Origin of the sequence: Novosphingobium flavum, assembly GCF_014230315.1 — a bacterium.
GTDB classification, from domain to species: domain Bacteria; phylum Pseudomonadota; class Alphaproteobacteria; order Sphingomonadales; family Sphingomonadaceae; genus Novosphingobium; species Novosphingobium flavum.
Genome location: NZ_JACLAW010000002.1, coordinates 253,906 through 274,239, shown reverse-complemented (window position 1 = coordinate 274,239; position 20,334 = coordinate 253,906). Strand labels below are relative to the sequence as shown.

Annotated in this window: 20 protein-coding genes and 1 pseudogene; 11 read left to right on the top strand and 10 right to left on the bottom strand. The window is 68.8% G+C overall.

Annotated features, from left to right (window positions below):
• Nucleotides 1–94 precede the first annotated feature (94 nt).
• The 4 genes from hemB to H7F51_RS03195 are packed head-to-tail and all read left to right on the top strand — an operon-like array spanning nucleotide 95 to nucleotide 4,185.
• Nucleotides 95–1,102, top strand: coding sequence for a porphobilinogen synthase (gene hemB / locus H7F51_RS03210; RefSeq protein WP_185662764.1), 1,008 nt, complete (start codon nucleotides 95–97; stop codon nucleotides 1,100–1,102).
• Complete coding sequence (locus H7F51_RS03205; RefSeq protein ID WP_246447695.1) at nucleotides 1,099–3,336, top strand: spermidine synthase; 2,238 nt, start codon at nucleotides 1,099–1,101, stop codon at nucleotides 3,334–3,336. The genes hemB and H7F51_RS03205 overlap by 4 nt, the downstream gene beginning before the upstream one ends.
• A gap of 5 nt (nucleotides 3,337–3,341) precedes the next feature.
• A complete protein-coding gene (locus H7F51_RS03200; protein WP_185662763.1) occupies nucleotides 3,342–3,920 on the top strand; it encodes a gamma carbonic anhydrase family protein in 579 nt (192 codons plus the stop codon).
• Nucleotides 3,901–4,185: a DUF167 domain-containing protein gene (locus H7F51_RS03195; RefSeq protein ID WP_185662762.1), complete on the top strand. Its 285-nt coding sequence runs from the start codon at nucleotides 3,901–3,903 to the stop codon at nucleotides 4,183–4,185. The genes H7F51_RS03200 and H7F51_RS03195 overlap by 20 nt, the downstream gene beginning before the upstream one ends.
• Here the strand turns inward: H7F51_RS03195 and H7F51_RS03190 are convergent.
• The 7 genes from H7F51_RS03190 to H7F51_RS03160 all read right to left on the bottom strand — a co-directional run bounded on the left by H7F51_RS03190 (nucleotide 4,182) and on the right by H7F51_RS03160 (nucleotide 11,713).
• A complete protein-coding gene (locus H7F51_RS03190; protein ID WP_185662761.1) occupies nucleotides 4,182–4,976 on the bottom strand; it encodes a hypothetical protein in 795 nt (264 codons plus the stop codon). The genes H7F51_RS03195 and H7F51_RS03190 overlap by 4 nt on opposite strands.
• Nucleotides 4,977–5,014: 38 nt before the next feature.
• Entirely contained in the window at nucleotides 5,015–5,662 is a 648-nt protein-coding gene (locus H7F51_RS03185) for a YoaK family protein (protein WP_185662760.1), read from the bottom strand.
• A gap of 24 nt (nucleotides 5,663–5,686) precedes the next feature.
• Nucleotides 5,687–6,082: a globin domain-containing protein gene (locus tag H7F51_RS03180; RefSeq protein WP_185662759.1), complete on the bottom strand. Its 396-nt coding sequence runs from the start codon at nucleotides 6,080–6,082 to the stop codon at nucleotides 5,687–5,689.
• A gap of 96 nt (nucleotides 6,083–6,178) precedes the next feature.
• Nucleotides 6,179–7,792: a cisplatin damage response ATP-dependent DNA ligase gene (locus H7F51_RS03175; protein WP_185662758.1), complete on the bottom strand. Its 1,614-nt coding sequence runs from the start codon at nucleotides 7,790–7,792 to the stop codon at nucleotides 6,179–6,181.
• 71 nt (nucleotides 7,793–7,863) lie between these two features.
• Nucleotides 7,864–8,868: a ligase-associated DNA damage response exonuclease gene (locus H7F51_RS03170; protein WP_185662757.1), complete on the bottom strand. Its 1,005-nt coding sequence runs from the start codon at nucleotides 8,866–8,868 to the stop codon at nucleotides 7,864–7,866.
• Between the two features lie 125 nt (nucleotides 8,869–8,993).
• The gene (clpA, locus tag H7F51_RS03165) at nucleotides 8,994–11,363 is read right to left on the bottom strand and encodes an ATP-dependent Clp protease ATP-binding subunit ClpA (protein ID WP_185662756.1); all 2,370 of its coding nucleotides are present in this window, start codon (nucleotides 11,361–11,363) and stop codon (nucleotides 8,994–8,996) included.
• A 137-nt stretch (nucleotides 11,364–11,500) separates the two neighbouring features.
• Entirely contained in the window at nucleotides 11,501–11,713 is a 213-nt protein-coding gene (locus H7F51_RS03160; protein WP_185662755.1) for a DUF1192 family protein, read from the bottom strand.
• A gap of 125 nt (nucleotides 11,714–11,838) precedes the next feature.
• On the opposite strand from H7F51_RS03160, the gene H7F51_RS03155 reads away from it, so the two are divergent.
• From H7F51_RS03155 to H7F51_RS03145, 3 genes are all read left to right on the top strand, one after another.
• On the top strand, nucleotides 11,839–12,831 hold the full coding sequence (locus H7F51_RS03155; protein WP_246447692.1) for an NAD(P)H-quinone oxidoreductase: 993 nt from the start codon (nucleotides 11,839–11,841) through the stop codon (nucleotides 12,829–12,831).
• Nucleotides 12,832–12,941: 110 nt separating this feature from the next.
• On the top strand, nucleotides 12,942–13,643 hold the full coding sequence (locus H7F51_RS03150) for a DUF1013 domain-containing protein (RefSeq protein ID WP_343061183.1): 702 nt from the start codon (nucleotides 12,942–12,944) through the stop codon (nucleotides 13,641–13,643).
• Between the two features lie 128 nt (nucleotides 13,644–13,771).
• Nucleotides 13,772–15,469 carry a long-chain-fatty-acid--CoA ligase gene (locus H7F51_RS03145; protein WP_185662754.1) on the top strand — a complete coding sequence of 566 codons (1,698 nt, stop codon included), beginning with the start codon at nucleotides 13,772–13,774 and terminating at the stop codon, nucleotides 15,467–15,469.
• 189 nt (nucleotides 15,470–15,658) lie between these two features.
• Here the strand turns inward: H7F51_RS03145 and H7F51_RS03140 are convergent, their stop codons facing one another.
• From H7F51_RS03140 to H7F51_RS18990, 3 genes and pseudogenes are all read right to left on the bottom strand, one after another.
• Nucleotides 15,659–16,018 (bottom strand): bactofilin family protein, encoded by a 360-nt coding sequence (locus tag H7F51_RS03140; protein ID WP_185662753.1) that lies wholly within the window; start codon nucleotides 16,016–16,018, stop codon nucleotides 15,659–15,661.
• Nucleotides 16,019–16,022: 4 nt separating this feature from the next.
• Nucleotides 16,023–16,355, bottom strand: a complete 333-nt coding sequence (locus H7F51_RS18860; protein ID WP_343061196.1) for a M23 family metallopeptidase — start codon at nucleotides 16,353–16,355, stop codon at nucleotides 16,023–16,025.
• A 605-nt stretch (nucleotides 16,356–16,960) separates the two neighbouring features.
• Nucleotides 16,961–17,053, bottom strand: a pseudogene (locus H7F51_RS18990) (hypothetical protein); the annotation flags it as partial.
• A gap of 289 nt (nucleotides 17,054–17,342) precedes the next feature.
• Between H7F51_RS18990 and H7F51_RS03130 the strand changes: the two are divergent.
• From H7F51_RS03130 to H7F51_RS03115, 4 genes are all read left to right on the top strand, one after another.
• Entirely contained in the window at nucleotides 17,343–18,632 is a 1,290-nt protein-coding gene (locus H7F51_RS03130) for a glutamate-5-semialdehyde dehydrogenase (RefSeq protein WP_185662752.1), read from the top strand.
• Nucleotides 18,596–19,279, top strand: coding sequence for a nicotinate-nucleotide adenylyltransferase (locus H7F51_RS03125; protein ID WP_185662751.1), 684 nt, complete (start codon nucleotides 18,596–18,598; stop codon nucleotides 19,277–19,279). The genes H7F51_RS03130 and H7F51_RS03125 overlap by 37 nt, the downstream gene beginning before the upstream one ends.
• Before the next feature lie 67 nt (nucleotides 19,280–19,346).
• Nucleotides 19,347–19,748, top strand: a complete 402-nt coding sequence (rsfS, locus tag H7F51_RS03120) for a ribosome silencing factor (RefSeq protein ID WP_185662750.1) — start codon at nucleotides 19,347–19,349, stop codon at nucleotides 19,746–19,748.
• A gap of 161 nt (nucleotides 19,749–19,909) precedes the next feature.
• Complete coding sequence (locus H7F51_RS03115) at nucleotides 19,910–20,332, top strand: 23S rRNA (pseudouridine(1915)-N(3))-methyltransferase RlmH (RefSeq protein ID WP_185662749.1); 423 nt, start codon at nucleotides 19,910–19,912, stop codon at nucleotides 20,330–20,332.
• The last annotated feature ends 2 nt before the right edge of the window (nucleotides 20,333–20,334 follow it).

Here is a 20,334-nt window from a genome sequence, read left to right as displayed (position 1 = left end):
GCGGCGCGGGGCAACCGCCCCGGCGCCTTTCACATCGGCCATTTCAACCCCGGCGCTTGAACCCGCCCCGCCTTTGCGGCAGGGAAGCCGCACCATGACTGCCGCCTATCCTGCGCTGCGCCTGCGCCGCACCCGCGCCACCGCGTGGAGCCGCGCGCTCCACCGTGAGATCGTCCTGTCCCCGGCCGACCTGATCTGGCCGTTGTTCGTCACCGAGGGTGCCGACAACTCCAGCATCGTGGAGGAGCCGATCGCCTCGCTCCCCGGCGTTTCGCGCTGGTGCGTCAAGGGCATTGCCCAGCGGGCGAAGGAGGCCGTTGCCCTCGGCATTCCGTGCCTCGCCCTCTTCCCCAACACGGCGCGCGACCAGCGCGACGACCGGGCGACGGAAGCGCTCAACCCGGACAACCTGATGTGCCGTGCCACCAAGGCGATCCGCGATGCGGTCGGTTCGGACATCGGCATCCTCACCGACGTCGCGCTCGATCCCTATACCAGCCATGGGCAGGACGGCGTGCTCGATGCGGCTGGCTACGTGGCGAATGACGAGACGGCCGGGATCCTCGTCGCGCAGAGCCTCAACCAGGCGAATGCCGGGGCCGACATCATCGCCCCGTCCGACATGATGGACGGCCGCGTCGGCCTGATCCGCGCCGCGCTCGAACAGGGCGGCCACACCAACGTCCAGATCATGAGCTATGCCGCCAAATATGCCTCGGCCTTCTATGGCCCGTTCCGCGATGCGGTCGGCTCGGGCGGGCTCCTGAAGGGCGACAAGAAGACTTACCAGATGGACCCTGCCAACGGCGAGGAAGCCCTGCGCGAAGTCGCGCTCGATCTTGCCGAGGGCGCCGACAGCGTGATGGTCAAGCCGGGCCTGCCCTATCTCGACATCGTTGTCAGGGTGAAGCAGCGCTTCGAGGTGCCGGTCTTCGCCTATCAGGTCTCCGGCGAATACGCGATGATCGAGGCCGCCGCCGCGGCCGGCGCGGGAGACCGCGACGCGCTCGTGCTGGAAACGCTGACCAGCTTCAAGCGCGCGGGCTGCTCGGGCGTGCTGACCTACCACGCGGCCCACGCCGCCCGCCTGCTCGGGGCTTGAGCGCGGCTCCCTCGTCCGTGCCCGCCGCGCCGGCTGCGCGGCGCGGCCTGTTCGTCGCCGCGATCTTCGCTGGCTCGTTCCTGCTGTTCCTCGTCCAGCCGCTGGTCGCGCGCCTCGCCCTGCCCCGGCTCGGCGGCGCGCCCAATGTCTGGAACAGCGCCATGCTGGTTTACCAGGCGCTGCTGCTCGGCGGCTACCTCTACGCGCACCTGATGGGCCGCTGGCCGGTGCGCACGCAGGGTCGCATCCACCTCGCCCTGCTCGCGCTGGCCGCGCTGACCCTGCCGATCACGCTCTATCCGCTCGCCCCGCCCGCGCCGGGCAGCGAGGTCTGGTGGGTGCCGCTGCTGTTCCTGCTGACGATCGGCCCGGTCTTCCTGCTGGTCTCGGCCCAAGCACCCTTGATGCAGCGCTGGTATGCGGCGGCGGGTGCGGCGGGCGATCCCTATCCGCTCTATGCCGCCTCCAACCTTGGCTCGTTCGCGGGCCTGCTCGCCTATCCGCTCCTGGCCGAGCCGCTGCTCTCGCTCCATGCCCAGTCGTGGGGGTGGAGCGCGGGGTACGGGCTGCTGCTGATCCTCGTCGCCTGCGCGGCATGGTCCCGCCGCGCCGCCGGCATGGTCGCCGCACAGGCCGCCGAAGCCGCTCCGGCCGAACCGATCCCGGCGCGCCGCATCGCCTTGTGGCTGGCGCTCTCGGCCGTGCCCTCGGGCCTGATGCTGTCGACCACCACTCACCTGACGACAGACGTCTTCGCAATGCCGCTGCTCTGGGTGATCCCGCTCGGGCTCTACCTGCTCAGCTTCGTGGTCGCATTCGCGCACAACCGCGTGCCGGCCTATTTCGTCACGCTCGCCGCTCCGGCGATCATGGTCGTGGCCGGGTCATACGCCATGGTCTCGACCGGATCGGGCACCATGGCCGCGGCGCTGTTCGGGGTGATCCTGCTGTTCTTCATCGCCGGTGCGCTGCACTCCCGGCTCTATGACCTGCGCCCCGCCGCCTCGCAGCTGACCCTGTTCTATTTCATCATGTCGGTCGGCGGCGCGCTCGGCGGCCTGTTCTGCGCCCTGATCGCGCCCCTGGTGTTCGACTGGGCGTGGGAACACCCGATCCTGATCCTCGCCGCCGCCGCCCTGCTGCCTTTCCCCGCGCGGCTTGACTGGCGCGAGATGCCCGGCCTCTCGCCCGAGGTCTGCCGCGTTACCGCGGGCGTCGTCTTCGCCTTCTGCCTGTTCCTCGCCTGGCTTCTCCACGACGTGGTCGAGGCCGATGCCGACGGGATGCTCGGCTGGATGCTGCACCTCGCGCTGGCCGCCTTTGGCCTTGGCCTGCTCGCATGGCGCCCGCTGTTCGTCGGCGTCCTGCTCGCCGCCATGCTCGCCAGCGGCGGCTGGTGGACGGTGCACGATACGCTCGAACACGTCCGCACCCGTTCCTACTTCGGGATCTACGCGGTGCGCGACTATCCGCAGGCCCACCTGCGCACCCTCGCCCACGGCACCACGCTCCACGGCCAGCAGCGGACCGACCCGGCCGGCCGCCGCCTCGTCCAGACCTATTATGGCCCCACCTCCGGCGCCGCGCTCACCCTCGGCAAGCTGCCGCAACTGATCGGGCCCTCGGCGCGGGTCGGGGTGGTCGGCCTCGGCGCGGGCACGCTCGCCTGCTTCCACCAGCCCGGCCAGTCGTGGCGCTTCTACGAGATCGACCCGGCGATCCTTGCCTATTCCACCACGCGCCGCTTCACCTATCTGGCCGATTGCGCCCCCGATGCGCGGGTCACGATCGGCGACGCGCGCCTCGAACTCGCCGCACAGGCCCCCGGCAGCCTCGACTTCCTGGCGGTCGATGCCTTCACCTCGGATGCCATCCCGCTCCACCTGCTCACCTCGGAAGCCTTCGGCGTCTATTTCCGCGTGCTTCAGCCGCGCGGCCTGCTGGTCGTCCACATCTCCAACCGCCATATCGAGCTGGAACCGGTGCTGGCCGCAATCGCCCGCCAGAGAGGCCTCGCCGCCATGGTCCGCCATGATGTGCCGGAGGATCGCAAGGTCTATTCGCCCAGCACCTGGGTTCTCTTCGCGCGCGATCCCGCCCTGCTCCAGCGGGTCCGCGCCGCCTCGCCGCAGCAGAAGTGGGATTCGCTCCTCCCACCCACCGGCCGCGCCTGGACGGATGACCACGCCTCGGTCCTGCCCTATGTTGACTGGTCGAGCCTGTTCAGGAACTGAGTGCCATGCCCCATCGCCCAGACGTCACCATCCTCCCCTTCGCCGGCAAGACCCCCCGCATTCACGACAGCGCCTTCATCGCGCCGGGCTGCCGGATCATCGGCGATGTCGAGATCGGGCCCGACGTGTCCATCTGGTACAACTGCGTGATCCGGGCCGACATGCACCGCATCGTCATCGGCGCCCGCTCCAACGTGCAGGACGGCTCGGTGATTCACGTCGACAGTCCCAAGCCCCATCGCCCCGAAGGCTTCCCCACGATCATCGGCGAGAACGTGCTGATCGGCCACATGGCGATGATCCACGGCTGCACGCTGGAAGACCGCGCCTTCGTCGGCCTCGGCACCATCGTGATGGACGGCTGCGTGATCGAGAGCGACGCCATGCTCGCCGCCGGGGCGCAGCTCACGCCCGGCAAGCGCATCCCCTCGCGCCAGCTGTGGAGCGGCCGTCCCGCTACCTTCATGCGCGAGATTCCCGAGGCTGGCCTTGTCGACATGAAGCGCGGGGTCGATTTCTATGTCGACAATGGCCGCCGCCACACCGCCGAGATCGAGGCCGCCCTTGGCCAGGCCCAGGGCTGATCTTCCCCCGGCCGAGGCGATCCGCGCCGTGATCGACGGCGAAGGCCGCCTCGCCGTCCGCGTCACCCCCGGTGCCAAGAGCGAGGGCCTCGAACTGGTCGGCGGCCGCCTGCTCGCCAAGGTCCGGGCCAAGCCGGAAGATGGCAAGGCCACCGAAGCGGTCCGCACGCTCCTTGCCGCCGCCCTTGAGCTCGCCCCCTCGCGGCTGGACTTGTTGCGCGGCGCAACTTCTCGCGAGAAGCTGTTCCGGGTGGATGGCTTCTAGAGCCTCGCTCCCAACGGCACCCCGATCACGAACTTGAGCACGGTCGTATCGCTGCTGGCGCCGTAGCCCTTGCCGATTCCGGCATTGATGTCCCATTTGCCCAGCAGGGCATCGATGGTGAGGTAGGTGGTCTGGTCGCTCTGCCCGAACTGGCCGAGAGCCTGGAACTGGCCCACCCCGTTGTAGCTCTCCACGCCGAGCCGGAGGTTGTCGCTCACCTTGTAGCTGGCCTTGGACGCGATCTCGAGTTCGGCCGGGGCGGAGACCGGGCCGGCAACCTTGAAGCCGATGTTGGCATTGGCGGCGAGCTCCCAGCGGTCGTTGCGCCAGCCGGCGATCAGCTTGAACTCGCCGTTCCACGGATTCTGGTCGAGCCGGTACTTCACGCGCCCGATCTCGAGGTTTGCGCCCCAGAAGGCGCCGGTGGCTTCGTGCGGCGCGATGAATTTCATCCGGCCCTTCACCCCGCTCGCGCGCAGCACGCCGTCGGGGGCAACGGTCATCAGCGGCAGGTAGAGCCCGGCTTCGAACCCGCCGCCCAGCCCCAGCCCCCATTCCGGCGTGATCCGCAGGCGGTGCAGCGCCGGTTCCGCGCCCGGATAGGCCGGGGCAGGGTCGCCGGCGAGGACGTAATTGCTGTGAATGTCGAGGCCGATGTCCCCGGCATCGCCCATCTCGTCCATGTAGACCTGGATTTCCTCGTCCGCGGCCATGGCCGGCGCTGCGGCGCCCAACAGGGCAATCGCGGCGGCACCCACTGCCCATGATCTGCGACGGGATAGGCCAGCCATCAGCAATCCTTCCGAATGTGTCGAAATGTTGCTGAGGCTTATGCGCTTTCCTGCCCGTGGTCGAGGCTCAGCGAGAAGGCGAGCATGGCCAGCGCCCAGCCCGCCGCCAGCCACAGCGCCGCCGCGGCGAAGTGCGAGAAGGCCGCCGCCCCCAGCACCGCGCCCAGCGTCAGCCCGCCCCACAGTGCCATGAAGGCGGCCCAGCCGCCGCGCGGTTCGCCCAGCGCCGCCCCGGCCAGCGCCTGCCCGAGCTTGACCAAGGCCCCGGTCATGTAGGTCAGCCCCACCGCCACCTCGCCGCCGCGCTGGAACGTCGCGTTGAGCGCGCCCATCGCCATGACCAGCAGGCCCAGCATGGCATCGTGAAAGCCCGCCCCGCGCGCCAGCGCCGCCGCCGCCAGCAGGGCCGCAACCAGCCCCAGCACCGCCGGCTTGCGCCGAGCCCCGGCCCGGCCGGCACAGGCCGATCCCAGCGCCACGCCCAGCACGAAGCCCGCGATCAGCAGGGCCGGGGTGAGGGCCAGCGCGGGCGCCTTGCCAAGGTTGACCCCGAGCCGGGTCGTGTTGCCCGACATGAACGAGACGAAATAGCCGTCGGCCGAGAGAAACCCGGCCGCGTCGACGAACCCGGCCAGCCCGGCCAGTCCGATCGCCAGTCCCTGCCGCCTGCGGTCGAACCGGTTCATCCGCGTCCTGTCAGCTCGGGCCGGTCAGCGTGCCATGCCCTTCGCCATCTCTTGCAGCACGTCGTTCATGGCCTTGGCAATCTCCGGATCGCGCCCGCCCACCGTTTCCTCGATCGCGCGGGCCATGGCGCCGAGCCACTGCTGCGCCGTGGCCTCGGTCACGCCCAGCGGGCCATGCAGGCTCATCACGCACTTGCCCTGCTCGAACCAGTCGCGCGGCCCCCCGCTCCAGCCGACCATGAACCCGGTCAGGCTCTCCCGCATCGGCGCAAGGTCCGCCGCGTGCATGGCGCGCAGCTGCGCATAGGCCGGGTCCCCGTCCATCAGGTCGTAGAACCGGTCGACGATCGCCCGCAGCGTTTGTCGCCCGCCCAGCCGCTCATAGGGGGTCTGCGGGCGCGGCTGGGTCTCGGTCGTCACGTCAATCTCCGTCGGAACATTTCTCTCCAGCCTTGCTGCTAGGGTCCGGCGTGCCAAGTTTCGTTGATCCCGATCAATCCGGCGCGGAAAACACGCTCAATCCCTGACCAGCGCCCGCAGGGTCTCGATCCGGTCCGCTTCGTGGGCCGGTTTGTCGGCGCGGATGCGGTTGATCCGGGGAAAGCGCATGGCAAGGCCGGACTTGTGGCGGCGGCTTTCGTGAACCGAATCGAAGGCCACCTCGAGCACCAGCGACTTGTCCGTCTCGCGCACCGGGCCGAAGCGGTTCACCGTGTGCTGGCGCACATGGCGGTCGAGCCATTTCAGCTCCTTGTCGGTGAACCCGAAATAGGCCTTGCCCACGGGGAGCAGTTCGGCCCCCTGATCGGGATCGCCGTTCCAGCAGCCGAAGGTGAAGTCGGAATAGAACGAGCTGCGCTTGCCACTGCCGCGCTGGGCATAGAGCAGCACGCAGTCGATCAGCAGCGGATCGCGCTTCCACTTGTACCACAGCCCGGCGCGCCGCCCGGCCAGGTAAGGGCTGTCGCGGCGCTTGAGCATCACCCCCTCAATCGCCTCGTCGCGGGCGCGGGCGCGGATCTCGCCCAGTTCGGCAAATTCGGCCGCCGGGATCACCGGGGAGAGATCGAAGCGCACGGCATCGAGCCGCGCCGAAAAGGTCTCCAGCACCGCCCGCCGCCGCGCCCACGGCAGGGCGCGGCAGTCCTCCCCTTCGACGATCAGCGCATCGTAGAGCCGCACGAAGGCCGGATAGTCCTCGGCCATCTTCTTCGAGACCACCTTGCGCCCCAACCGCTGCTGGAGCGCGTTGAAACTTGCCGCCCCGCCCGCCTCGCCGCCCTGATGGCTGCCGCGCACCAGCAGTTCGCCGTCCAGCGTGCAGGGGAGCGAAAGCGCGCCGGCGATCTCGGGAAAGGTCGCGGAAATGTCGTCGCCCGATCGGGAATAGACCCGCGTTTCCCCGCCGGCACAGACCACCTGCACCCGGATTCCGTCCCACTTCCACTCGGCCGCATAGTCGGCAAGGTCCAGCTCCACGCCCTCCTCCAGCGGATGGGCCAGCATGAAGGGGCGGAACAGCGGCACCTGGCCGCCATCGGGCGCGGGCGCGCCTTGCGCCGCCCAGGCGAACAGCGCGCCGTAGGGCGGTGCCTGCCCGTGCCAGTATTCCTCGACCGCCTCGACCGGCACGGCAAAGGCCTCGGCAAAGGCCACCTTGGCCAGCCGCGCCGAGATCCCGATGCGCAGCGCCCCGGTCGCCAGCTTGAGCAGGGCATAGCGACCGTTCGCGTCCAGTCGGTCCATCAGGGTGGCCAGTCCCGCCGCCGCCGTGGCACGGCTGAGGCCGGAGAGGATCGTCACGACCTCGCTCACGCTGGGGGCGGCCACGGGCGGCACCGGGCCTTGCGGCGCGGCCGGCTCGGGCCAGAGCAGGCTCGCGGTCTCCGCCGTATCGCCCACATAGTCGCGCGAAAGCTGGAACAGCACCGGGTCGACCCGCTCCATCAGCAGGGCGCGCAGGGTCGATCCCTTGACCGCCGGAAAGTCCAGCCCCCCGGTCAGGGCGGCCAGCGCCCAACCCCGGTCGGGATCGGGGGTGGCGCGCAGATAGTCGGCGATCAGCCGCAGCTTGCCGTTGCGGCTGCGGGTATAGACCAGCGCGTCCAGCAGGGCGGCGAAGCGGATCATGGCGCCGTCATGCCCGCACCCCCCGCTCAGGCCGAGCCTGCCCAAGCCCACGCGCCGCCCGGGCCCGAGCCTCAATCATCCTCGTCCTCATAGCCCACCAGGGCCAAGGCCCGCGCCTTGCGTTGGTTCAGTTCGCACCAGCGCAGCAGCGCCTCCTCGCGTCCGTGCGTGATCCAGGTCTCGGCCGGGTTCACTTCGGCAATGGTCGCGGTCAGCTCGTCCCAGTCGGCATGGTCCGAAATCACCAGCGGCAGCTCGACATTGCGCTGCCGCGCCCGCTGCCGGATGCGCATCCAGCCCGAGGCCATGGCCGTGACCGGATCGGGCAGGCGCCGGGTCCAGCGGTCATTGAGCGCCGAGGGCGGGCAGATCACCACCTGTCCCGCCAGCGCGGCCTTCGGCATGTCCGCCACCAGCCGCAGGTCACCCAGTTCAACCCCCAGCTCTTCATAAAGCCGGCACATCCGCTCCATCGCCCCGTGGAGATAGACCGGCGCGCGCCACCCCGCGCGGCGCAGTTCGGCGATCAACCGCTGCGCCTTGCCCAGCGCATAGGCCCCCACCAGCACGCAGCGCCCGGGATCGGCCGCCAGGGCTTCAAGCAACTTGCCTATTTCCCCTTTGATCGGCGGATGGCGAAACACCGGCAGGCCGAACGTCGCCTCGGTCACGAACAGGTCGCAGGCCACCGGCTCGAACGGCGGGCAGGTCGGATCGGCCCGGCGCTTGTAATCGCCCGTCACCACCACCCGCTCGCCGCCATGCTCCAGCAGGATCTGCGCCGAACCCAGCACGTGCCCGGCGGGAAAGAACGTCGCCCTGACCCCGCCCGGCAGGCTCACGCTCTCGCCATAGCCCGCCACCACTTCGCGCCCCGGCCGGCCATAGCGCAGGGCCATGATCGCCAGCGTCTCGCGCGTGGCGATCACCTCGCCGTGGCCGCCGCGGGCATGGTCGGCATGGCCATGAGTGACCAGCGCCCGCTCTACCGGCCGCGCAGGGTCGATCCACGCGTTTGCAGGGCCGATGCAGAGCCCATGCACATGCGGTCTGATCCAGGAAAACGGCGCGGCCATGCGGCAAGAATGTCACTTGGGGCCGGGAAGTTCCACCCTGCGCCCCAAGGGGCAAGTCGCGTCTCCGCAAAGAAAAAGGCCCCCGGAATGCACCGGGGGCCTCTTGGTCGTTCCACGTGAAACCGTCAGTCGGTGCCGTCCTCGCTGGTCTCCGGCGCATTGCCGGTTTCCTTCGAGCCCTTCTTCGGCTTGGCCGAACGCTTGACCAGCTTCGGCGGGGCCGGCGTAAGCTGGAAGGTCAGCGCGTCGTCCTTGATCCCGACGTGGACCTCGCCGCCATAGGCCAGCTTGCCGAACAGCAGCTCCTCGGCGAGCGGCTGCTTGACCTTGTCCTGGATCAGGCGGGCCATCGGCCGCGCGCCATAGAGGCGGTCGTAGCCGCGCTCGCCCAGCCAGCTGCGTGCATCGGCGTCGAACTGGATGTGGACGTTCTGTTCCGCCAGCTGCAGTTCGAGCTGGAGGATGAACTTGTCCACCACCCGGCTGATCACCGCGGTCGGCAGGTAGGCGAAGGGCACGATCGCATCGAGGCGGTTGCGGAATTCCGGGCTGAACATCTTCTTGACCGCCTCGTCCCCGGCATCCGCCTTGGAGACGTCGCCGAAGCCGATGCCCTGGCGGGCCATGTCGCTCGCGCCGGCATTGGTGGTCATGACGAGGACGACATTGCGGAAGTCCACGGTCTTGCCGTGGTGGTCGGTCAGGCGCCCGTTGTCCATCACCTGGAGCAGGATGTTGAACAGGTCGGGGTGAGCCTTCTCGATCTCGTCGAGCAGCAGGACGCAGTGCGGCTGCTGGTCGATCGCATCGGTGAGCAGGCCGCCCTGGTCGAACCCGACATAGCCCGGAGGGGCGCCGATCAGGCGCGAGACCGAGTGCCGCTCCATGTATTCCGACATGTCGAAGCGCACGAGCGGAATGCCCATGATGTTCGACAGCTGGCGCGCCACCTCGGTCTTGCCGACGCCGGTCGGGCCCGAGAACAGGAACGAGCCGATCGGCTTGTCCGGATCGCGCAGGCCCGCGCGGGACAGCTTCATCGCGGTGGAGAGCACCTCGATTGCCTTGTCCTGGCCGAAGACCACGCGCTTCAGGTCGCGCTCGAGATGTTCGAGCACCTTCTTGTCGTCCTTGGAGACCGACTTGGGCGGGATGCGCGCCATGGTTGCGATCACCTGCTCGATCTCGCGGGCGGTGATGGTCTTCTTGCGCTTGGACGGCGGCAGCAGCATCTGCATTGCGCCAACTTCGTCGATCACGTCGATCGCCTTGTCGGGCAGCTTGCGGTCGTTGATGTAGCGCGCCGAAAGCTCGACCGCGGTCTTGATCGCCTCGGGCGTGTACTTGACCCGGTGGTGCTCCTCGAAGGCCGTGCGCAGGCCCTTGAGGATCTTGATCGTGTCCTCGATCGTCGGCTCGTTCACGTCGATCTTCTGGAACCGGCGCAGCAGGGCGCGGTCCTTCTCGAAGTGATTGCGGAACTCCTTGTAGGTGGTCGAGCCGATGCAGCGGATCGTCCCGCCCGACAGGGCCGGCTTGAGCAGGTTGGAGGCATCCATCGCTCCGCCGCTGGTCGCGCCCGCGCCGATCACGGTGTGAATCTCGTCGATGAACAGCACCGCGTGCGGCATCTTTTCCAGCTCGGAGACGACCTGCTTGAGGCGCTCCTCGAAGTCGCCGCGATAGCGGGTGCCGGCCAGCAGCGCGCCCATGTCGAGCGAGTAGATCACCGCTTCCGACAGCACCTCGGGCACTTCGCCCTCGACGATCTTGCGCGCTAGACCCTCGGCGATGGCGGTCTTGCCCACGCCCGGATCGCCCACGTAAAGCGGGTTGTTCTTGGAACGGCGGCACAGGATCTGGATTGTCCGGTCCACTTCCGGGCCGCGCCCGATCAGCGGATCGACCTTGCCGAGCAGCGCCTTCTCGTTGAGGTTGACGCAGAACTGGTCAAGCGCCGAATCCTTCTTCGACTGGCTCTTGCTCTCGCTCTTTTCCTCGGGCGCGGGCTGGGCTTCCTCGCTCCCCTTGGGGGTGCGATCCTCGATCCGCTTGCCGCCCTTGCCGATGCCGTGGCTGATGAAGGAGACCGCGTCGAGCCGGCTCATGTCCTGCTGCTGGAGGAAGTAGACCGCGTAGGAATCGCGTTCGGAAAACAGCGCGACCAGTACGTTGGCGCCGGTCACCGTGTCCTTGCCCGAGGACTGGACGTGGAGGATGGCGCGCTGGATCACCCGCTGGAAGCCCGCGGTCGGCGCCGGATCACCCTTTTCGGCGGTCTTGAGCGACTGGTATTCCTGGTCGAGGTACTGCTTCACCACTTCCGACAGGTCGCCCAGGTCCACCCCGCAAGCGGTCATTACCTGGGCCGCGTCGGGATCGTCGATCAGTGCGAGCAGCAGATGTTCGAGCGTTGCATATTCGTGGCTGCGTTCCGCGGCGTTGGCGAGCGCCGCGTGCAGCGTCTTTTCAAGGCTCTGAGCGAAACTGGGCATTTATGTTTCTTTCGTTGGGGAGACGAGTCCCGGCGGACCCAGGGTAGGACGACAGGATAAACAGGGATTGAACACCCCGGTTGCACGACAGGAAATATAGGAGGCCGCCGCGCGATTGGGAGAGGCGGCGCGCGGCATCAGCTTCTTGCCGTGTCGCTGGGTGGTTTGAAGAAGGCCTCGGCGGCCAGGCGGTGGGCCGCCGCCTTCTGGCCGTGCGCCTTCACCCGGGCGATTTCCGCCTCGAGCAGGATCACGCGCTCGGCCAGTTCCTCCTGCGAATAGCTGTCGAGGCTTTCGCGGGAAAGCTGGTTCGCGGCATCCCCGCGGCGAAGGGGCGGTTCGTCATCCACTGCACTGCAACATTGGACGCCTTGCGCTTCCTGTCAACGCCCTCCATGGAGTGACCCACAAGGGATCGCAGCAAACCATTGGCCGACGGACGGACTTTGCCAGGTTTTTTATGAGGATGACTGCGATGGGCACGACGATGATCGCAATGGGTTTTGCCGGCGCCGGCGGGCCCGAGGTGTTGCAGCCGGTCGAAGTGGCCGTGCCCGAGCCGGGCCCCGGCGAAGTCCTGATCAAGGTCGCCTATGCCGGGATCAACGGTCCCGACGTTGCCCAGCGCAAGGGCCTCTATCCGCCGCCGCCCGGCGCTTCGCCGCTGCCGGGGCTCGAGGTTTCGGGCACGGTCGCCGCGCTCGGGGCCGGGGTGATCACGCTGCTCCCCGGAACCAAGGTCTGCGCCCTCGTCAATGGCGGCGGCTATGCGCCCTACTGCATCGCCCGGGCCGACCACTGCCTGCCCGTGCCCGAGCGCCTGTCGATGGCCGAGGCGGGGGCGATTCCCGAGGCCCTGTTCACCGTCTGGCACAACGTGTTCCAGCGCGGCCTCGCCCGCGATGGGGAAAGCCTGCTGGTCCATGGCGGCACCAGCGGTATCGGCACCACCGCGATCCAGCTCGCCCGCCTGTTCGGCCTCACCGCCATCGTCACCTGCGGAAGCTCCGCCAAGTGCCGCGCCGCGCTCGATCTCGGCGCGGCTCACGCGATCGACTACAAGAGCCAGGACTTCGTCGAGGAGGTGAAGCGGATCACCGGCGGCAAGGGGGTCGATCTCGTGCTGGACATGGTCTCGGGCGACTATGTCCCGCGCAATCTCAAGTGCCTTGCCGAAGATGGCCGCCACGTCACCATCGCCGTGCTCGGCGGCTTGAAGGCCGAGCTCAACATGGCCGTGATCATGAGCCGCCGCCTCACCCTCACCGGCTCGACCCTGCGTCCCCGCTCGGCCGAGTTCAAGGCCATGCTCCGCGCCGAAATCGCCGCCGAGGTCTGGCCGCTGGTCGAATCGGGCGAGTTCCGCCCGGTGATGGACAGCACCTTCCCGCTGGCCGCGGCCGCCGCCGCCCATGCGCGGATGGATTCGGGCGGCCATGTCGGCAAGATCGTGCTCGAAATGCCGTGAAGGCGAGTGCGGGTTCAGCAATAACTTGCCGAATCCGCCCGGCGCGCCTAGATGGTCGACAGTGAGGCCGCCCGAAGGGGCGGCCCTTATTGTTTCCGGAGTACGTTCCAGTGACCCAGCCCACCCCGCTGATGCCGCACGCGACGGCCTCGTGGCTCGTCGACAACACGGCGCTGTCGTTCGAGCAGATCGCTGAATTCTGCGGCCTGCACATCCTCGAAGTACAGGCCATGGCCGACGATCTGGCCTCGGCCAAGTACACCGGCCGCGATCCGGTCCGCTCGGGCGAGCTGACCATGCCCGAAATCGAGAAGGGCCAGGCCGATCCGAACTATCGCCTGCGCATGTTCAAGGCGCCGGTCACCGTCAGCCGCACCAAGGGCCCGCGCTACACCCCGGTGTCCAAGCGCCAGGACAAGCCCGACGGCATCGCCTGGATCCTGCGCAACCACCCCGAGGTGTCGGACGCCCAGATCGGCAAGCTGATCGGCACGACCCGCACCACGATCGCCGCGATCCGCGATCGGTCTCACTGGAACATCTCCAACATCAACCCCAAGGACCCGGTCACCCTCGGCCTCTGCTCGCAGCGCGAACTCGATGCGATCGTCGCCAAGGCGGCCAAGCGCGCCGGGATCGAGGACGATGGCCTCGACGACGAGCGTCTGGGCGATGACCGCGACGCGCTGATCGAAGAACTGCGCGCCGAACGCCAGGCCCAGGTCCGCATCGCCAGCGAGGCGGCCCAGGAAGCCGAAGCCGCTGCCTGGCTCATCGCCAAGCGCGCTGCCGAGGCCGCCGGCGAAGACTGAGCCACGCGCCAACCCGAACACGAAAGGCCCCGGATCACCCGATCCGGGGCTTTTTTGTTCCGCGCCGTGGATCAGGAAATCTCGGCACCCCCTTGCCGAAACGCCGGCAATGGCGCACACTAGTTTACATGGATGTCAATAAGGCGCCGGAACCGTGGCGCACGGGTTACGCTCATCCGTGTGCGTGGGAGCAGGACTACGAACCGCTGACCTTGCCCGAGCTTTTCGCGCGGGCGGCCCGCGATCACGCTTCGCACCCCCTCGTCGAATTCTTCGGCCGCACCTACAGCTATGCCGCGCTCCATGCCGAGGCGAAGGCCTTCGCCGCAGGGCTGCAGCAATGGGGCATCAGGCCGGGTGACCGGGTCGGGCTCTACCTGCCCAACGTGCCGATCTACGTCCCGGCCTACTACGGCGCGATGCTGGCCGGGGCCACGGTGGTCAACTTCTCCCCGCTCTATACGGTCGAGGAACTGGAAGCCCAGGTCGCCGATTCGGGCACGCGCCTGCTCGTCACGGTCGATCTCGCCAAGCTGCTGCCCCATGCGCTCGCCGTGCTCGATGGCTCCGCGCTCGAAGGCCTCGTCGTCGGCCGCTTCACCGCCATGTTGCCCCGGTTCAAGGGCTTCGCGTTCCGCCTCGTCAACGGCGCCCAGCTCACCCCCGTTCCGCGCCGCGCGGACATGCACGAATGGGCGGCCATGCTGCACCCCGCCGAGCCCGATCCGGTCGCGCTCGATCCCCGCGAGAGCCTAGCCCTGCTGCAATATACCGGCGGCACCACCGGCACCCCCAAGGGCGCCATGCTCAGCCATTTCAACCTCACCGCCAATGCCCGCCAGATCGAGGCGATCGATCCCCACCAGTCAGAGCGGGACGTGATCCTCGGCGCCCTTCCGCTGTTCCACGTCTTCGCCAATGCCTGCGTACTCAACCGCACCGTGGTCGACGGCGGCTGCATCGCCATGCTGCCGCGTTTCGATACGGGCCAGGTCCTCGCCGCGATCCGCCGCACGAGGCCCACCTCGTTCCCCGGCGTGCCGACCATGTTCCAGGCCCTGCTCGACGATCCGCGCCTCGAGGGGACCGACATGTCGAGCCTGCGCGTCTGCATCTCCGGCGGCGCCCCGCTGCCGGGCGCGGTCAAGGAACGGTTCGAGGCGATCACCGGCGTGCGCCTGTGCGAAGGCTACGGCCTCACCGAATGTTCCGGGGTTGCCAGCGCCAATGCCTATGAAGGCGCCGACCGCCCCGGCACGATCGGCCAGCCGCTCCCCGCCACCCGCCTCGCCATGGTCGACAAGGAGGATCCCTCCCGCCTCGCCACCCCCGGCGAACCGGGCGAACTGGTCATCGCCGGCCCGCAGATCATGCGGGGCTACTGGAACCGCCCCGAGGCCGATGCCTCCGCCTTCACCACCCTGTCCGGCGAACGCTGGCTGCGCACCGGCGACGTCGCCGTGCTGGAGGAAGACGGCTTCGTGCGCATCGTCGACCGGATGAAGGACATGATCGCCGTCGGCGGCTTCAAGGTATTCCCCAGCCAGGTCGAGGCCGTCCTGCTGCAGCATCCCGCGGTCAAGGAAGCCCTCGTGATCGGCATGCCCGATGCCTATCGCGGTGAAGTGCCCCGCGCTTTCGTCACCCTTCGGCCCGATCAACCCGCAAGCGCAGCCGACCTGCGCGACTGGCTCAACGACCGCGTCGGCAAGCACGAACGCTGCGATGCCGTGGTGATCCGCGAAACCATGCCCAAGACCATGATCGGCAAGCTCGACCGCAAGGCGCTCCGGGCCGAGGCACAGGCCGAGCTCCAACCCGCCTGACCAAGTGGGACGTTGATCCTGGGGCCAAGGGCCCCAGACCCCGTAACGTCTTCCGGCGCGGCCTCGGCGTACAAGGCTCCCCCTCACATTGACCCATCGCCGGGAGACGGCAAAGGGTGCAGGGGTGTTAGCCCCTGCGTAAGTCATTGTTCTTAGAGAACTTTTCTTAACCCGTTTCGAGGGAAAGCCTCAGGCCTCGGTCCCGCCAGCCACGCTGAGCTTCGGTTCGGCCGAGGCGCGCGGCGTCAGGCGGCCGTCAACGCGGGCGCCCTGCTCGATGGTCAGGGCGTCGTAGGTCACGTCGCCGTCGATCCGCGCGGTCTTGAGGATCACCAGCGTGGCGGCGTTGACCGAGCCGCGAATCGTGCCAGCAAGGCGGGCGCTCTCGGCGGTCACGCCGCCGATGATCGTGCTCGCCTCGCCCTGGACGAGGTCGGAGCAGGTGATGTCGCCGTCCACCGTGCCGTCGATGTGGAGGTCGGCGCGGGCGGTGATGTCGCCCTTGATGGAAAGGTCGGCGCCAAGCACCGAGAAGGTCGATCCGGCCATGGTATTACCCCCTGTTTGCGGTGTGTGGGTCCGAGGTGCGTGCTGGGCTTCGGGCTTCTTCGAGAACATGCGGGGCGACCTCCAGGAAGGGGCGCGGGTTGATCGCGCGATCGTTGATGCGGACTTCGAAATGCAGGTGCGGCCCGGTCGAGCGGCCGGTGCTGCCGATCTGGCCGATCAGCTGGCCCGGTTCAACCCGTGTGCCAACTTTGGTGCGGAAGGCCGACATGTGGGCATAGCGCGTGACGAGGCCGTTGCCGTGATCGACCTCGACGCAGTTGCCATAGCCCGAGCGCTGGCCGACGAAGCTGACCCGGCCCTTTGCGGCGGCATAGATCGGGGCGCCGTAGGGGCCCTTGAAGTCGAGCCCGGGGTGGAACTCGCCGCCGCCGCCGCCGAACGGATTGCTGCGGAAGCCGAAGCGCCGAGACGGGCAAAGCGCGGGTCGAGCGAACCGTCGGCCGAGGTGGACAGCGGCATGGCCGGGCCGCCCATGGCGCTCTCGTCGCGCACTTCGGCAAGAACCCGGCGCGGATCGAGGCCGAACTTGCGCAGCGCGGTCTCGGCCGCGGCGGAGCGGCGGTCGGCCATGCGGGTCAGCGCCTCGACGAAGGCGAGCTGGCGCGCCTCGATCCGGGCCAGCGGCGCGGCCTCGGGCACGGCGGCGCTGACCTTGTCGACGGTTTTCTTCGCCTCGCCCGCCGAATCGGAGACGGTTTCCCCGGCCTTGGTGGCAGCGGGCAGATCGCCCACATGGGCCTCGACCATCTTCGAGATGAAATCCTGGCGGCGCTGGAGGTCGTCGGCCACCTTGTCGATATTGCCGCGATAGGCGGCGACGCGGCTTTCCGCGCTGGCCACTTTGGCCTCGCGGTCAAGCAGGTCTTCGTGCTGGAACGAGGCGATCACCGAGGCGACGCCGACCCAGGCCATGGTGCCGAGCCAGGCGACGAGCAGCGCGGCGGCAACGCCGGCGGCGCGCATCTGCGTCTTCGCGGAAATGCGGATAAAACGGACCTGCCCTTCCGATCGCATGAAGAATTCGCGATCCGGAAACCAGCTCCGCAGCCGCGCTTGCAGCGCAGCCCGGTTTGATTGCACCAAGCGACCCCTATTTTCCCGATCTCGAAGACCCGTCCGGGCGCAGCCGCTAGCAGGGCAGCGGCGATGAATCGAATCCGTGCCGCCAGACTCGGGTTGAATCGAAAGAGTCGCGCGACGAACCGTTGGAACCATTGCGCAACCGGGTAGGTCGTCCCCACATTCCCCTGTCGGCAGAGTCGCTTGCTGACAATCCGCCCCGATAATGATAGGCGCCCGCCCCATGACTGCCGCTGTCCACCCCCTCACCGAGAGCGCCGCCGAATCCGCCGAAGCGCTGGTTCACCGCCTCGCCCGCGCCGGCCGCGCTGCGCAGCGCGAACTTGCCGGCCTGACCGACGGCGAGAAGGCTGCCGCCCTGTGCTCCGCCGCCGCCGCCCTGCGCGCGGCCGAGCCGGAGATTCTCGCCGCCAATGCGCTCGACGTCGCGGCGGGCGAGGCGAACGGCCTCACCGGCGCCATGCTCGACCGGCTGCGGCTCGATCCCGCGCGCCTCGCCGGAATCGCTGACGCGGTCGACCAGGTGGCGGGCCTCCCCGATCCGGTCGGCCAGGTGATCGACCGGTCGATGCGCCCCAACGGTCTTGCCCTCAGCCGGGTGCGGGTGCCGATCGGCCTGATCGGGATCATTTACGAAAGCCGCCCCAACGTCACCGCCGATGCCGCCGCCCTGTGCCTGCGCTCGGGCAATGCCGCCCTGCTGCGCGGCGGCAGCGAGGCGGTCCATTCCAACCGCGCGATCATGGCCGCCTTTGCCGCGGGCCTCGCCGCGGCCGGCGCCCCGGCCGAAGCGGTCCAGCTCGTCCCCACGCAGGACCGCGCCGTGGTCGGCGCGATGCTCACGGCGGCGGGCCTGATCGACATGATCGTCCCGCGCGGCGGCAAGAGCCTCGTCGCCCGCGTCCAGGCCGATGCGCGGGTGCCCGTGCTCGCGCACCTTGACGGGATCTGCCACACTTACCTCCACGCCGCGGCCGATCCGGCCATGGCGCGCGAGATCGCGCTCAACGCCAAGATGCGCCGCACCGGCATTTGCGGCTCGATGGAAACCCTCCTGCTCGACGCCGCCTTCCCCGGTTCGCATGGCGTAGTCGCGGCCCTGCTCGATGCGGGCTGCGAACTGCGCGGCGATGCCCGCGCCCAGGCGCTCGATCCCCGGATCAAGCCGGCCTCGGCCAATGACTGGGACACCGAATACCTTGACGCGATCCTCTCGGTCGCCGTGGTCGACGGGCTCGATGCCGCGCTGGCCCATATCGCCGCGCACTCTTCGGCCCATACCGACGCGATCGTCACCGCCGATTCGCAAGTCGCCGAGCGCTTCCTCAATCAGGTCGATTCGGCGATCGTCATGGTCAATGCCTCCACCCAGTTCGCCGATGGCGGCGAGTTCGGCCTCGGCGCCGAGATCGGCATCGCCACCGGTCGGCTTCACGCGCGCGGCCCGGTCGCGCTCGAGGGGCTGACCACCTACAAGTGGCAGGTGCGCGGCACGGGGCAGACCCGGCCCTGAATCGGCCAACGATCCTCACCGGGCTTCTGGGGGGCAGCTTCAACCCGGCGCACGGCGGCCACCGCCGCATCACCCTCGCCGCGCTCGCCGCGCTCGGGCTGGATGAGGCGTGGTGGCTGGTCTCGCCCGGCAATCCGCTCAAGCCCGCCAAGGGCATGGCCCCGCTGCCTGCGCGCCTCGCCTCGGCTCGGCACCAGTCGCGCCGCGCCCCGATCCGCGCCACCGCGATCGAGCGCGCGCTCGGCACCCGCTACACGCTCGACACCCTGCGCGGCCTCGTCCGCCGCTATCCCAAACGGCGCTTCGTCTGGCTGATGGGAAGCGACAATCTGGCCCAGTTCCACCGCTGGAAAGCGTGGCGCGAGATCGCCCGCACAGTGCCGATTGCCGTAATCGCCCGTCCGGGTTATGATGCCGCTGCCTTCGCGAGCCCCGCGATGGCCTGGCTTGGCCGTTACCGGCGGTCTCTCGCCAGTTTCCGCAACCGGGCAGAATGGAGCGCACCCGCGCTGGTGATCCTGCGATTTGACCCCGATCCCCGTTCGGCAACGGCCTTGCGCCGCGCCGATCCGGACTGGGCCAGCCGCCTGCCGGCATCACGCCAGCGGGATCCCGTCACCTTCCGCCCGATCGAGCCGACCCCATGAAACCTGTCTCTTGTCAGAGCGTTTCGGCTCATGCCCGCGTCTGTGCGAAGGAGCACAACGAACCTAGATGACCGACCTATCAACCCCGCAGCCCGGCAACCCCGCTTCGGCACCTCTGCCGCCCTCGGTTCCCGGTTCGCTGCATGCGCTGGTCCTGCAATCGCTTGACGATGACCAGGCCCAGGAAATTGTTTCCATCCCGCTCGAAGGCAAGACCGCGATCGCCGACCACATGGTGATCGCTTCGGGCCGTTCGACCCGCCAGGTCGCCGCCATGGCGCAGAAACTGGCCGAGCGGATCAAGCACGGCGGCTTCGGCAATGCCCGGATCGAGGGTCTGCCCGCGGCTGACTGGGTGCTGATCGACGCCGGAGACGTGGTCGTCCACCTGTTCCGCCCGGAAGTGCGCAGCTTCTACAACCTCGAGCGGATGTGGGCCTTCGACGGCGCCGTCGCCGCCGCATCGTGAGTTTTGTGCGCCCCTGACATCCGTCAGGGGCTTGCGGTGCCGGCCCGCTCCCCCGGCCCGGCCACCCAGATTCTACCGTAGGTGACCGGGCCGGGGGAGCGCGCCGGTACCGGGCGAGGCTGGGGATTCCCCGCGCGGCCACTTGCCTCTAGAAGCCTGTCATGCGCCTCCACCTTATCGTTCGCGGCAAGATCGGCCGCTCGCCTGAAAGCGAGCTGGTCGACCGCTACCTCAAGCGCATTGCCTGGCCGGTGAAGATCACCGAATTGCCTGACATCGGCGGCGCGATTCCCGCTCCGCTCACCCCCTCGCGCGATGTCCTGCTGGATGAGCGCGGCCGCAACCTGCCATCCGAGGAATTCGCCGCCCTGCTCGGCCGCTGGCGCGACGACGGGGTGCGCGAGGCGCGCTTCCTGATCGGCGCGGCCGACGGCCACGGCGATCAGCGCCGCGCGGAGGCCGATCTCCTCATCGCCTTCGGCGCCATGACCTGGCCGCACATGCTGGCCCGCGCCATGCTCGCCGAACAGCTGTGGCGCGCCACCAGCATTCTCGCTGGCCATCCCTACCACCGTTCGGGATAAGG